The 13,215-nt window shown below is 70.1% G+C and carries 12 protein-coding genes; 8 read left to right on the top strand and 4 right to left on the bottom strand.

Annotated elements, in window-relative coordinates; all coding sequences use genetic code 11:
• Positions 1–22: 22 nt before the first annotated feature.
• Entirely contained in the window at positions 23–2,158 is a 2,136-nt protein-coding gene (locus tag C4F17_RS14970; RefSeq protein ID WP_106935755.1) for a 3-hydroxyacyl-CoA dehydrogenase NAD-binding domain-containing protein, read from the bottom strand.
• A gap of 141 nt (positions 2,159–2,299) precedes the next feature.
• On the opposite strand from C4F17_RS14970, the gene C4F17_RS14965 reads away from it, so the two are divergent.
• Positions 2,300–3,193 carry a LysR family transcriptional regulator gene (locus C4F17_RS14965; RefSeq protein ID WP_106935754.1) on the top strand — a complete coding sequence of 298 codons (894 nt, stop codon included), beginning with the start codon at positions 2,300–2,302 and terminating at the stop codon, positions 3,191–3,193.
• Here the strand turns inward: C4F17_RS14965 and C4F17_RS14960 are convergent, their stop codons facing one another.
• The 3 genes from C4F17_RS14960 to C4F17_RS14950 form a co-directional block, all read right to left on the bottom strand.
• Positions 3,194–4,681: a sensor domain-containing diguanylate cyclase gene (locus C4F17_RS14960; protein WP_199851857.1), complete on the bottom strand. Its 1,488-nt coding sequence runs from the start codon at positions 4,679–4,681 to the stop codon at positions 3,194–3,196.
• A gap of 89 nt (positions 4,682–4,770) precedes the next feature.
• Positions 4,771–5,364 (bottom strand): YbhB/YbcL family Raf kinase inhibitor-like protein, encoded by a 594-nt coding sequence (locus tag C4F17_RS14955; RefSeq protein WP_106935753.1) that lies wholly within the window; start codon positions 5,362–5,364, stop codon positions 4,771–4,773.
• A 23-nt stretch (positions 5,365–5,387) separates the two neighbouring features.
• A complete protein-coding gene (locus C4F17_RS14950; protein ID WP_106935752.1) occupies positions 5,388–5,762 on the bottom strand; it encodes a Rieske (2Fe-2S) protein in 375 nt (124 codons plus the stop codon).
• Positions 5,763–5,890: 128 nt separating this feature from the next.
• On the opposite strand from C4F17_RS14950, the gene C4F17_RS14945 reads away from it, so the two are divergent.
• The 7 genes from C4F17_RS14945 (at position 5,891) to htpX (ending at position 13,198) form a co-directional block, all read left to right on the top strand.
• Positions 5,891–7,144, top strand: a complete 1,254-nt coding sequence (locus C4F17_RS14945) for a putative DNA modification/repair radical SAM protein (RefSeq protein WP_106935751.1) — start codon at positions 5,891–5,893, stop codon at positions 7,142–7,144.
• A gap of 22 nt (positions 7,145–7,166) precedes the next feature.
• Entirely contained in the window at positions 7,167–8,675 is a 1,509-nt protein-coding gene (locus C4F17_RS14940) for a UdgX family uracil-DNA binding protein (RefSeq protein WP_106935750.1), read from the top strand.
• A 137-nt stretch (positions 8,676–8,812) separates the two neighbouring features.
• The gene (locus C4F17_RS14935) at positions 8,813–9,547 is read left to right on the top strand and encodes a papain-like cysteine protease family protein (RefSeq protein WP_159053666.1); all 735 of its coding nucleotides are present in this window, start codon (positions 8,813–8,815) and stop codon (positions 9,545–9,547) included.
• Positions 9,548–9,632: 85 nt separating this feature from the next.
• Entirely contained in the window at positions 9,633–10,664 is a 1,032-nt protein-coding gene (gene pyrC, locus C4F17_RS14930; RefSeq protein WP_106935748.1) for a dihydroorotase, read from the top strand.
• The gene (locus C4F17_RS14925) at positions 10,661–11,461 is read left to right on the top strand and encodes an NYN domain-containing protein (RefSeq protein ID WP_106935747.1); all 801 of its coding nucleotides are present in this window, start codon (positions 10,661–10,663) and stop codon (positions 11,459–11,461) included. Before pyrC ends, C4F17_RS14925 begins: the two co-directional genes overlap by 4 nt.
• A complete protein-coding gene (locus C4F17_RS14920; RefSeq protein WP_106935746.1) occupies positions 11,458–12,219 on the top strand; it encodes a DUF3025 domain-containing protein in 762 nt (253 codons plus the stop codon). The genes C4F17_RS14925 and C4F17_RS14920 overlap by 4 nt, the downstream gene beginning before the upstream one ends.
• Positions 12,220–12,322: 103 nt before the next feature.
• Positions 12,323–13,198: a protease HtpX gene (gene htpX / locus C4F17_RS14915; RefSeq protein ID WP_081271393.1), complete on the top strand. Its 876-nt coding sequence runs from the start codon at positions 12,323–12,325 to the stop codon at positions 13,196–13,198.
• The last annotated feature ends 17 nt before the right edge of the window (positions 13,199–13,215 follow it).

Below are 13,215 nucleotides of genomic sequence, written 5' to 3'. Positions count from 1 at the left end.
TCCTGGAGGGCTGGCTCTGTGGTTACTCGGATTGATTGAGGCTGGCGAAATCGGCGCCGCGTTCGACCAGCTGCACCAGCAGCGGCGACGGCTTCCAGAAGATCGGGTCTTCCTTGGCAAATTCGCGGATGTCGGCCAGCACCTTGGGCAGGCCCACGGTGTCGGCGTATTTCATCGGGCCGCCGCGGTGGCGCGGGAAGCCGTAGCCGTAGAGGAAGGTCACGTCCACGTCCAGCGGGCGCAGCGCGATGCGCTGCAGCACCACGTTGGCGCCTTCGTTGACCATCGCGGCCATGTAGCGGCGCATGATTTCTTCTTCGGTGAAGGTGCGCGGCTTGATGCCGGCGCGCTCGCGCTCGGCGTCGATGATGGCCAGCACCTCGGGGTCGGGCACGCCGGTGCGCGCGCCTTCGGGGTACAGGTAGTAGCCGCGCTGCGTCTTCTGGCCGAACCAGCCGCGCTCGCAGATGCGGTCGGCGATCTGCACGTAGCGCGCCTCGGGGTCGCGCGTGGCGGCCTTGCGCTTGCGCGTGGCCCAGCCGATGTCGCCGCCGGCCAGGTCGGACACCTGGAACGGGCCCATCGGGTAGCCGAAGTTGCGCACCGCTTCGTCGATCTGGTAGGGCGAGGCGCCGTCTTCCATCATGTGGTCGGCGGCCTGGCGGTACACGGCCAGGATGCGGTTGCCGATGAAGCCGTCGCACACGCCGGCGCGCACCGGCACCTTCTTGAGCTTCTTCGCCAGCTCGAAGCCGGTGGCGACCACGTCGGCGCTCACCTTGGCGGGCACCACGATCTCCAGCAGCTTCATGATGTTGGCGGGCGAGAAGAAGTGCAGGCCCACCACGTCCTGCGGGCGCGAGATGCTGGCGGCGATCTCGTCGATGTCCAGGTACGAGGTGTTGGTGGCCAGCACCGCGCCGCGCTTGCACACGCGGTCGAGTTCGGCGAACACGGCCTTCTTGACCGACATGTCTTCGAACACGGCTTCGACCACGATGTCGACCTGCGCGAGCGCGTCGTAGCTGGTGGAGCCGGAGAAGCGCGCCATCACGGCTACCTTGGCCTCGGGCGTCATGCGGCCCTTCTTGATCAAGCCGTCGTACACCTTCTCCACGTTGGCGCGGCCGCGTGCGAGTTGCGTGTCGTCGCGCTCGATCATGGTCACCGGCATGCCGGCGTCGAGCATGGCCACCGCGATGCCCGCGCCCATGGTGCCGCCGCCGACGATGCCGGCCGACTCCAGCGCGCGCGGCTTGGCCGACTTGGTCTCGGGCGCCTTCAGCACTTCGCGCTCGGCGAAGAAGGCGTGGATCAGGCCGGCGCGCTGCGGGCTGTCGATGCACTGCAGGAACAGCTTGCGCTCCAGCGCCATGCCTTCGTCGAAAGGCAGCGTGAGCGCGGCCTCGACGGCTTCGATGATCTTCATCGGCGAGAACAGGCCACGGCTCTTCTTGGCGGTGTCGGCGCGCGCGGCTTCGAGCGCGGCGCGGCTGGCTTCCTTGTCGGCCAGCGCGCCGGCGTCGCGGGTGCGGCGCACCGGGGCCTTGGCGGCCACCAGTTCCTGCGCATAGGCCAGGCCTTCGGCCAGTGCGTCGGCGTCGGTGCCGAGGCGGTCGACGAGGCCGAGCGACAGCGCTTCCTTGGCGCCCGCATGGCGGCCGCTGAGCATGAGTTCGAGCGCAGGCTTCACGCCGATGAGGCGTGGCGCGCGCTGCGTGCCGCCCGAGCCGGGCAAGAGGCCCAGCGCCACTTCGGGCAATCCCAGCTTGGCGGTCGGCGAGGCGATGCGGTAGTGCGCCGACAGGGCCACTTCGAGCCCGCCGCCCAGCGCGGCGCCGTGAATGGCGGCAACCACCGGCTTGGTGCAGTTCTCGATCTTCAGGCAGGCCTCCGGCAGCGACGGCGGCTGCGGCGTCTTGCCGAATTCGCGGATGTCGGCGCCCGCGATGAAGTTGCGGCCCGCGCCGGCGATCAGCACCGCCTTGGCGGCGCCGTCGGCCTCCGCCGCGTCGATGGCGGCCACGAGGCCGCGGCGCACATCCACGCCCAGGGCGTTGACGGGCGGGTTGTCGATGGTCACCACGAAAACGTCGCCTCGACGCTCGAAGGTGACGGGACCGGTGGACGTGGAAGGGCTGGGAGTGTTGGTGGCCATGTGCTTGCTTGTCTCGTGCGTTGCGAACCGTGCGGGTTCGAGGCTCTGGGGTGAACCAAGCATTCTTGGCCGGTATCCCCGCTTTGACAATTGCATAGGCGGTTGACAGACTGTCAAAGGATTTTTGACACAATCGGGGGCATGGACCTGCAATCGCTCACCCTGCTGGTGGAAATCCTCGATGCCGGCAACCTGAGCGCGGCGGCCCGCCGCCTCAAGATGACGCGCGCCAACGTCAGCTACCACCTGAACCAGCTGGAGCGCTCGGTGGGCGCGCAGCTGGTGCGGCGCACCACCCGGCGCGCCGAGCCGACCGAGATCGGCCTGCGGCTCTACCAGCACGGCGTGGCGATCCAGGGCGAACTGCTGGCGGCGCGCGAGTCGGTCACCACGCTGGGCCAGGGCCTGCAGGGCCGCGTGCGGCTGAGCGTGCCCAGCGGCTACGGGCAACTGGTCATGGCCGACTGGCTCATCGACTTCAAGCGCCAGTACCCCGGCATCGTGCTCGACGTGGTGTTCGAGAACCGCATCGAGGACCTGCTGCGCGACGAGGTCGACATCGCCATCCGCGTGATCCCCGAGCCGCCGCAGAACCTGGTGGCGCGCGCGATGGGGCCGGTGCGCTACGTGGCCTGCGCCTCGGCGGAATACGCGGCGAAGAATCCGCTGCCGGTGCAGCTCGACGCATTGCAGGGCGCACCGGTGGTCACTGCCGCCGTCATCGGGCGGCAGCTGCGCGTGTCGGCTTACCAGGGCGAGACCCGTCGCGAGGTGATCCTGGAGCCGACGCTGATCTCGGAAAACTTCTTGTTCCTGCGCCAGGCCATCCTCGCCGGCCTGGGCATCGGCCTCGTGCCCGACTACGTGGTGCAGGAGGATGTGCGCCGCGGCGACGTCGTGACCACGCTCGACGACTGGCGCCTGTCCATCTTCGGCACGCAGATGTTCATGCTCTACATGCCCAACCGCCAGCACACGCGGGCGATCCGGACGTTCATCGATTTCGTGCTGGAGCGGGTGCGGGTGCCGGAGTAGCTACGCCCGCCGCCGATCCCCCGGCGAGCCTTCGTAGTGCCGCGCCTTGTCGACATACATCGCCCGGTCCGCGCGCTGCAGCGCCGATTCGAGCGACTCGCCCGCGTGGCAGGTCGCCAGGCCCATCGCGAGGCTCAGCGCATGGCCGCTCTGGCCGGCGTGGAACTGGTTGTTCATTTCCAGCAGCGTGAGGATGCGCTCGCGCATGGCCTCGGCGCCGCGCTCGTCGGTCATGGGCAGCAGCACCGCGAACTCGTCGCCGCCGATGCGCGCGGGCCAGGCCGGCGGGTCGACGGCCTTGTCCAGCACCTCGCCCATGCGGCGCAGCAGCGAGTCGCCGGCGGCGTGGCCTTCCTGGTCGTTGAGCTGCTTCAGCCCGTTCAGGTCGATGGCCACGATCGACACCGGCCACGGACCCTTGCGCGCGAGGCGGGTGAGCTCCTCGGTGAAGTAGGTGCGGTTGCACAGCTGCGTGAGCACGTCGTGCTTGCCCAGGTATTCCAGGTAGGCCTCGGCCTTCTTGCGCGCGGTAATGTCGACCAGCGACACCAGCACCAGGTCCCAGGTGTCGAGCCGGTCGTCCTGCACCGCGAACTGCATGTGGATGTTCAGCACCTCGCCCGACAGCGAGTAGTTGAGCACCTCGCGGTGCTGCACGGTCTTGCCGTTCCACAGGTCCTGCAGCTGCTCGGCGAAGGATTCCCGCATCTCGTCACGGAAGATGCGCGAGAGGCTGCCCAGCAGGGTCTGCAGGTCGGGCGCGCCGAACATGCGCAGCGTTTCGCGGTTCACGTCGATGACGCGGATCTCCTGCATGCAGCGGGTGACGAACTCGGGGTGCACCTTGATGAAGGTGGCGAAGTCGGTGATGCCGCGCGCGCGGATGCTCTGCAGCAGCGCGCGCACGGCGCTGAAGTCTTCCACCCACAGCGACACCGGCGAGCGCTCGAACAGGCTGCGCGCGTAGGTGGCGCTTTCGTCGCGCAGGCGCTGCGCGGCCACGCGCTCGGTCACGTCGTCGAGCGAGACCAGCACGCGCTCCCAGGTGGCTTCATGGCCGGGCAGCACGCGGGCGCGTACGCGCACGTCGAGCCGCCGGCCGTCCAGGGCGTAGTTGACAGTTTCGCTCTCGAAGGTGAGCTGGCCGCGCCATAGCTGGTCGAGCTCGTGCACCACGGTGGCCGACATGTCGCCGCGGAACACGCGGTCGAGCGAGTCGAGCAGGGTCTGCTGGCTGTCGGCGGCAAAGAGCTTCAGGGTGTGCTGGTTGACCCGCAGCACCTTCAGCAGCGCCATGCATTCGCTCACGCGGCCCGGCTCTTCCGACAGGTACGCCACCAGGTCGGTCACGCCTTCGGCGCGCCAGCCGTCGAGCCTGCGCTTGAGGCCGCTGTAGTCTTCGATCCAGAGGGAGACGGGCGCCAGGTCGAACATGGCGTCGAGTTCGGATGACGGGGCAACGTCGGACGCGGCGGCGGTCAGGGCCATCGATGGGCTTTCGGAAAAGCGGCTGCAGCCATGGCTGACGGGCCGCCGGCAGATCGGGAGCCTGATTATTACCCGGCAGCCCGAGGGCTTTAGCGGCTGTAGAGGCCCACCACGCTCTGTCCGCCGAGTGCATGACCCTTGAGCGCGGCCAGCAGCGCGTCGCGCCCGAGACCGGCCGGCAGGCTGCCGGGCGCCAGGTCGGTGGCGACCACGGTCAGCACGTAATGGTGCGGCCGGTCGCCCACCGGCGGGCACATGCCGCGATAGGCCGGCGCACCGGCCACGTTCGGGCCCATGGTGAAGTTGAAGTTCGAGCCCGCCTGGCCTTCGCCCGCCTTGAGCTCGCCGCGCTCGGCCGCGATGTTGTAGGCCACCCAGTGCGACACGCCGAGGCCGGCCGCGCCGTCGGGGTCGAACACCAGCACGGCGACCGACCGGGTCTTGGCCGGCAGGTTGCTCCAGGCCACCGGCGGAGAGATGTTCCTGCCGCCGCACTCGCCCGCGCCGGCATGCTCGGCCGGGATCACGCCGTTGTCGGCAAACGCTGCGGACGTCACTCTCATGCCCGTGGAAGCCTTGCCGCCGGTGCCGGCCGCCATGCCGGTGCAGCCCGCCAGCACGCCGGCGAGGGCCAGCGCCGCGACCGACAGGGCGAGGGGGTGAGGCCGGGTGTTCTTGCGCATAGGGTTCTCCTTGAAGGTTGTGTTCATTCGGCCTGGCCCGGCCAGATGCTGCCGTCGGGCCGCTCGTGAACCGCCACCGGCACGAGGCTGGCGCCCTTGCACGGGCCGCCCACGCACCTGCCGGTGTCGGGCTCGAAGATCGCGCCGTGCCGCGCGCACATCAGGAAGCGACCCGAGCTCTCGATGATCTGCCCTTCGAAGTCGAGCGGCCCGCCCGCGTGGGGGCACTGGTTGATGTAGGCGTACACGCCGTCTTGCCAGCGCACGGCAAAGGCGGGGGTGCCGTCCGGTGCGGTGAACTTGACCGCGATGCGATCGGCGGCAAGCGCGGTGGAAATTGGCGTGGGAGCGGGGGAGGGCGCGGGGGTGGAGGCGGGTGCTGTCGGGTCGTCGGTCATCTGGCAGCGAGGGTAGCCAAGGTTGGTGGGCGGCGCAACGCCGCGCCGGTGCGGCCGGCCCGCTTACAAATCGCAGCCTTTGGGATGGCCGATGACTGTATATTCATACAGTAACCAAGAGGTCTCCCGTGGACATCCATCGCAAACTCGCCATCCTGGCCGACGCCGCCAAGTACGACGCCTCCTGCGCATCCAGCGGCTCGCAGCCGCGCGACTCGGTGGGCGGCCGCGGCATCGGCTCCACCGAGGGCGCGGGCATCTGCCACAGCTACGCGCCCGACGGCCGCTGCATCTCGCTGCTGAAGGTGCTGCTGACCAACCACTGCCAGTACGACTGCCTGTATTGCGTGAACCGCGCTTCGAGCAACGTGCCGCGTGCGCGCTTCCGCGTCGAAGAGGTGGTGCAGCTCACGCTCGACTTCTACCGGCGCAACTGCATCGAGGGCCTGTTCCTGTCGAGCGGCATCATCAAGTCGCCCGACCACACCATGGAGCAGGTGGTCGAGGTGGCGCGTGTGCTGCGCGAGGAGCACGACTTCCGCGGCTACATCCACCTGAAGACCATCCCCGACGCCAGCGACGAGCTGCTGGCGCGCGCCGGCCGCTATGCCGACCGGCTCAGCATCAACGTCGAGATGCCCACCACCGAGGGCCTGCAGGCGCTGGCGCCCGAGAAGAACGAAAGCGCCATCCGCCGCTCCATGGCGCGGTTGCGCCTGCGCATCGACGACACGCGCGAGGAGGCGCGCCGCGTGGTGCCGATCCGCGCGCTGCCCGGCGCGGCCCCTGCCGCCGCCAAGCCGCCGCCGTTCGCGCCCGCCGGCCAGAGCACGCAGATGATCGTGGGCGCCGACGCCACCGACGACCGCCACATCCTCGCGTCGAGCGCCACGCTGTACGGCGCCTACAAGCTCAAGCGCGTGTACTACTCGGCCTTCAGCCCCATTCCCGATGCCGCCCGCGCGCTGCCGCTGGTGGCGCCGCCGCTGATGCGCGAGCACCGGCTCTACCAGGCCGACTGGCTCATGCGCTTCTACGGCTTCGAGCACCAGGAGATCGTGGCCGCGCCCGACGGCCTGCTGCGGCTGGACGTCGACCCCAAGCTGGCCTGGGCGCTGGCGCACGCCGAGCGTTTTCCCGTCGACCTGAACCACGCCCCGCGCGAGATGCTGCTGCGCGTGCCGGGCCTGGGCGTGAAGGCGGTCGAGCGCCTGCTGCAGGCGCGCCGTGTGCGCCGTGTGCGCGCCGACGATCTGCGCCGGCTGCACGTGCCCTCGCGCAAGGTGCTGCCGTTCGTGGTGGCCGACGGGCACCGGCCGGCGGCGGGCGCCATGGCCGCCGCAGTTCCGGCAGCCCGGCCGGCGCAGGCGGCGCTGTTCTGAGCTGAGCCGGGAGCAAGCCGCCATGCGCGTACGGCTAGGGAACCCGGTCGACCTCGACGCCTTCCGCCGCGAGGCGCGCCGGTTGCTGGCGAATGGCGTGCCGCCCGACCATGTCGAATGGAGCGACGGCACGCAGGGCGAAGGCGGTTCCGACCTGTTCGCGGACGCGCCCGCCGGCGGCCTGTTCGAGCCTGCGCCTTTGCCGCCGCCCGCCGGCGCCGCGCGCCAGCCGGTGCCCGCGTCGTTCCTCGCGCTGTGCGCCGACGTGATCCTGCACCGCGACGCGGGCCGCCTGGCGCTCCTGTACCGGCTGCTCTGGCGCCTGGTGCACGAACCGGCCCTGCGTCACGACCCGCTCGACCCCGACATGCTGCAGGCCCGGCAGATGGCCAAGGCCGTGCACCGCGACATCCACAAGATGCGCGCCTTCGTGCGCTTCACCCGCGTGGAAGGCGAGCAGGGCGAGCGTCACGTGGCATGGTTCGAGCCCGACCACCGCATCGTGGAAGCCAACGCGCCCTTCTTCGCGCGCCGCTTCGCGCAGATGAACTGGGCCATCCTCACGCCCGAGCGCTGCGTGGCGTGGGACGGGCAGGCGCTCACTTTCCGCGAAGGCGCCGACCGGCGCGAGAAGCCGCCGCCCGATGCCGGCGAGCAGCTCTGGCTGGTCTATTACGAGAACATCTTCAACCCCGCGCGCCTGAAGCTCGCGATGATGCGCCGCGAGATGCCGGCCCGCTACTGGCACAACCTGCCCGAGGCCGCGCTGATCCAGCCGCTGGCCGAAGCGGCGCAGGCGCGCAGCCAGTCGATGATCGACGCGCCGGCCACGCCCGCGCGCCGTATCCGCGCCCCGGTGCCGCTGCACCCGCTGCCGGCCGACCGCGCGGCGCCCGCCAGCCTCGACGAACTGCGCGCGGCCACGCATGCATGCCGCGACTGTCCCATCGGTGCGCTTGCCACGCAGGCCGTGTGCGGCGAAGGGCCCGTGGGCGCGCAGCGCATGCTGGTCGGCGAGCAGCCCGGAGACCAGGAAGACTTGGCCGGGCGGCCCTTCGTCGGGCCGGCCGGCCAGCTGCTCGACCGCGCGATGGCGCAACTGGGCCGGCCGCGCGACACGGTGTACCTGGCCAATGCCGTGAAGCATTTCAAGTACGAGCTGCGCGGCAAGCGCCGCATCCACAAGACGGCGGGCCAGCGGGAGGCCGAAGCCTGCGCGCACTGGCTCGACAGCGAAATCGCGCTGGTGCGTCCGCAGGCGCTGGTGGCGCTGGGCGCGACCGCCGCCCGCGCCCTGCTCGGCCGGCCGGTGGCGGTGCAGGCCGAGCGCGGCGCGTGGCTGCACGAGCGCGCCGATGGCCGGCCCGTGTTCGTCACGCTGCATCCGTCCGCGCTGCTGCGCCTGCCCGACGCCGAGCGCGCCACCGCCTACGACCGCTGGCTGGCCGACCTGGCGGGTGCGTTCGAGAGTCCCCAGAGTCTCCAAGGCGACAGCGGCGAAATCCAATCGACTCCGGCGCGCGTACTTTAGTAGCAGGCAGGCGCCCTGATCGGGCGCCGCCGACTACGCCATACGGCGAGTAGACGCCCGCGGCCGCGGTTTTGACAATTCCGACGCCCGTATTCCAAAGTCCGCGATTCCACCGAGGGGTGAAGGAAAGCATGCCGATGACCACGCTCAAACAGGGTTGGCGAGGAGCCGACGTCCGCCGCCTGCAGGAAGCGCTGAACCGCAAGCTGCAGCCCAGCCCGCGGCTCGCCACCGACGGCGATTTCGGCCCGCTCACCCGCGCGGCCGTGCTGCGCCTGCAGGCCGCGCACTGGCTGGTGGAAGACGGCGAGGCCGGCCCCTGCACCCAGAACGTCGCGTTCGACGGCGAGCGCGACGCGCCCATCCTGCATCCCGTCGCGCTGATCCCGCCCCCGGCCGCCGCGCTGTGCTGGGCCGCCGGCGTCGCGATGATGACGCGCTCCACCGTGCAGGCGGTGCTCGCGCGCACCCCGGCCGAACTGGTCGCGGCCGACGGCGGGCTGCAGGAGAGCGTCGACACGCACGACGCGCAAATGAAAGTCGGCCAGCGCGTGGCCGCCGCGCACGGCCTGGAAGTGCACCCGCCGTCGGCATGGTCGCTGAAGGCGCTGCGCGCGGCGCTGCAGGACGGCCCGCTCATGTTCGACATGCTGTGGGGTACCAACCGCGGCGGCTACGCGGCCGGCGCCGGCCGGCCAGGGCACATGGTCGTCATCGCCGGCATCCGCGGCGACGACGACCCGAGCGGGCGGGGCACCACGCTGCGCATCCTCGATCCCTGGCCGCCGCACAAGGGCGCGCGCACATCGGTCAATTTCGTCAAGTGGCTGCAGGGCGCCGCCTCGCGCACCTGCCGGGTGTTCCACAAGTAGAAAGAGATTTGCGGAGTTCCGCGAACCGTTCGGCGGGTTCGCCGCCTCCTTGCCTTCCAGGGGGCGATGCGACAATCGCCCCGCCATGACAGACACCCTCACGATCACCCGCCCCGACGACTGGCACCTGCACGTGCGCGACGGCGCCGCCCTCGAAGCCGTCGTTCCCCACAGCGCGCGCCAGTTCGGCCGCGCGCTGATCATGCCGAACCTCCGCCCCCCCTTGACCACCGCCGCGCAGGCCGTGGCGTACCGCGACCGCATCCGCGCCGCCGTGCCCCAGGGCGTGGCCTTCGAGCCCGTGATGTCGCTCTACCTGACCGACAAGCTGCCGCCCGAAGAAATCGCGCTGGCCGCCGAAGCCGGCGTGCGCGCGCTCAAGCTGTACCCGGCCGGCGCCACCACCAACAGCGATGCCGGCGTGACCGACATCCGCCACACCTACAAGACGCTCGAGGCCATGCAGAAGCACGGCCTGCTGCTGCTGGTGCACGGCGAAGTGACCGACCCCGCCATCGACCTGTTCGACCGCGAAGCCGTGTTCGTCGACCGCGTGATGATTCCGCTGCGCCGCGACTTCCCCGAGCTCAAGGTGGTGTTCGAACACCTGACCACCAAGGAAGGCGCCCACTACGTGCGCGACGCAGGGCCCTTCACGGCAGCCACCATCACGGCGCATCACCTGCTCTACAACCGCAACGCCATCTTCACCGGCGGCATCCGCCCGCACTACTACTGCCTGCCCGTGCTCAAGCGCGAGACGCACCGCGTGGCGCTGATGGAGGCCGCCACCAGCGGCAGCGACCGCTTCTTCCTGGGCACCGACAGCGCGCCGCACCCGGCCCACCTGAAGGAACACGCACTCGGCTGCGCCGGCTGCTACACCGCGCTCACCGCCATCGAGCTGTACGCGGAGGCCTTCGACAACGCGGGCGCGCTCGACAAGCTCGAAGCCTTCGCCAGCTTCAACGGCCCCGACTTCTACAACCTGCCGCGCCACGCCGACACCGTCACGCTCAAGCGCGAAAGCTGGACCGTGCCGGAGACCGTGCCCTACGGCGACGCCACGCTCAAGCCGCTGCGCGGCGGCGAAACCATCCACTGGAAGCTGGCATGACGCCCACACCGCGCGTGATGCTGCTGATCGACGCCGACAACGTCTCGGCCGACGTGATCGAGCAGGCCGTGCAGCGCACCATGGACGAATACGGCGCCATCCACGTGCGCCGCGCCTATTGCAACGCCGAGATGGCCGTCAACCGGCAGGCGATGTTCAAGCGGCTGTCGGTGCGGCCGATGGTCAATCTCTCGACCGGCAAGAACAGCACCGACATCGCGCTCGCGGTCGATGCCATCGACCTCGTCATCGACGAGCGGCCGGACGTGGTGGTGCTGGTGTCCTCCGACTCCGACTTCGCGCCGCTGGTGATCCGGCTGCGCGAAAAGGGCTGCCGCGTCTGCGGCATCGGCCAGCGGGGCAAGACGGGCGAAGAGACGGTCGGAATCTACGACGCGTTCATGGACCTCGAGCACCACGCCAGCGCGAAGCCCGCGGCCCGCACCGCCGCCGCGAAGAAGACGGCCGCGGCCAAGGCAGCGCCAGCCGCCAAGAAAACGGCTGCGAAGAAGGCCGCCACCAAGACGGCGGCCCGCAAGAGCAGCACCAAGGCGGCCAAGCCCGCACCTGCGCCGCAACCGCAGACCTCCGAGGCGGCCGAGTTCATCCTGCAGGCCGTGCCCGCGCTGCGCAGCGGCAAGGACGTGCCGCTCAACGACGTGGCGCAGGCACTGCGCGCGGCGGGGCTGCTGGGCAAGCACGGCAGCTCGCTCAAGCTGTTCGACAAGCTCACGGCGGAATTCGCGGTGATGCAGCACCCCGACCGCATCCGCTGGACGGACGCGCCCGCGTCTTGACCCTGCCGGCGGTCGACTGGGCGCAGCCTTGGCTCGCGCCCTACCGCGCCCATGGCCGAGCCGTGGCGCAGGCCGCCTCCGTGCACGGCTCGGTCGCCGAAGCGCTGCAGGGCGCCAGGCCGGCCCACGCACCCGTGCCCGACTTCGTGCAGCAGCACGCGCTGCCCGCCGGCCAGGCCTACGAGGCCCACATCTTCCAGACCCGCACGGTGCCCACGCGCGACAACCTGCACGACTTCTTCAACGGACTCGTGTGGCTCGCGTTTCCGCTGGCCAAGCGCCGGCTCAACGAATTGCAGGCGGGCGAGATCGCGCGCCACGGCGTCGCGGCGGTGCGCGGCCCCTTGCGCGACGCGCTCACGCTGTTCGACGAGAACGGCGCCGTGCTCGACGCGCCGCCCGCGCTGTGGCAGGCGCTAGTCGCGCGCGACTGGCACACGCTGTTCGTCGAGCGGCGCGAGTGGTGGGCGCAGGCGCGGCTGCTGGTGTTCGGCCATGCGCTGCTCGAAAAGCTCGCCGCGCCGCGCAAGCCGATCACCGCGCACGTGCTGCTGACGCACGAGGCGGTGGGCGCCGTGGCCTTCGACGACGCGCGCATGGCGCAGGCGCTCGACCCGGCGCGTCTGGAGCGCAAGCCCTTCGTGCCGCTGCCGTTGCTCGGCGTGCCCGGCTGGTGGCCCGATAACGAGGCCGCGTCTTTCTATGACGACCCGCAGGTTTTCAGGCCTTTGCCGCAGCGGGGAATACACGGGCGCTAGAACTTTTGCTCCTATCATGGTTGCCACCTCCATGCAGCGCACGGGTTGAAGTGAGCCCCGCGGCCCTTATCTGGATGGAAGCGTTCCCCACGGAGAATTCAACTTGAAACGTATCCTTCTGTTCGTCCTGACCAACGTGATGGTCGTCGCGGTGCTCGGCGTGGTCGCCAGCCTGCTCGGCGTCAATCGCTTCCTCACGGCCAACGGGCTCAACCTCACGGCGCTGCTCGGCTTTGCGCTGGTGATGGGTTTCGGCGGCGCGATCATCTCGCTGCTCATCAGCAAGCCCATGGCCAAGTGGACCAGCGGCCTGCACATGATCGACAACCCCCAGACGCCCGACGAGGCCTGGATCGTCGGCACGGTGCGCAAGTTCGCCGACAAGGCCGGCATCGGCATGCCCGAGGTCGGCATCTTCGAAGGCGAGCCCAATGCCTTCGCCACCGGCGCGTTCAAGAATTCGTCGCTGGTGGCGGTGTCCACCGGCCTGCTGCAGAACATGACGCGCGAAGAGGTCGAGGCCGTCATCGGCCACGAGGTGGCGCACATCGCTAACGGCGACATGGTCACCATGACGCTCATCCAGGGCGTGATGAACACCTTCGTCGTGTTCCTGTCGCGCGTGATCGGCTATGCGGTCGACAGCTTCCTGCGCCGCGGCGACGACCGCAGCTCGGGCCCCGGCATCGGCTACTACGTGAGCACCATCGTGCTCGACATCGTGCTGGGCTTTGCCGCCGCGATGGTGGTGGCCTGGTTCTCGCGCCACCGCGAGTTCCGTGCAGACGCCGGCGCCGCCGCGCTCATGGGCCAGAAGCAGCCGATGATCAATGCGCTCGCGCGCCTGGGCGGCCTGCCGGCCGGCGAACTGCCGAAGGCCGTGGAAGCCATGGGCATCACCGGCAGCATGGGCAAGCTGTTCGCCACGCACCCGCCGATCGAAGAGCGCATTGCCGCACTGCAGAACGCGCAGCGCTGAAACCCGCCATTACTGCT

The sequence above is a fragment of the Variovorax sp. PMC12 genome, assembly GCF_003019815.1.
In the GTDB taxonomy this organism is placed as follows: Bacteria; Pseudomonadota; Gammaproteobacteria; order Burkholderiales; family Burkholderiaceae_C; genus Variovorax.
The sequence above is the reverse complement of the archived record's forward strand: the minus strand, read 5'-3'. Positions and strand labels throughout refer to the sequence as shown.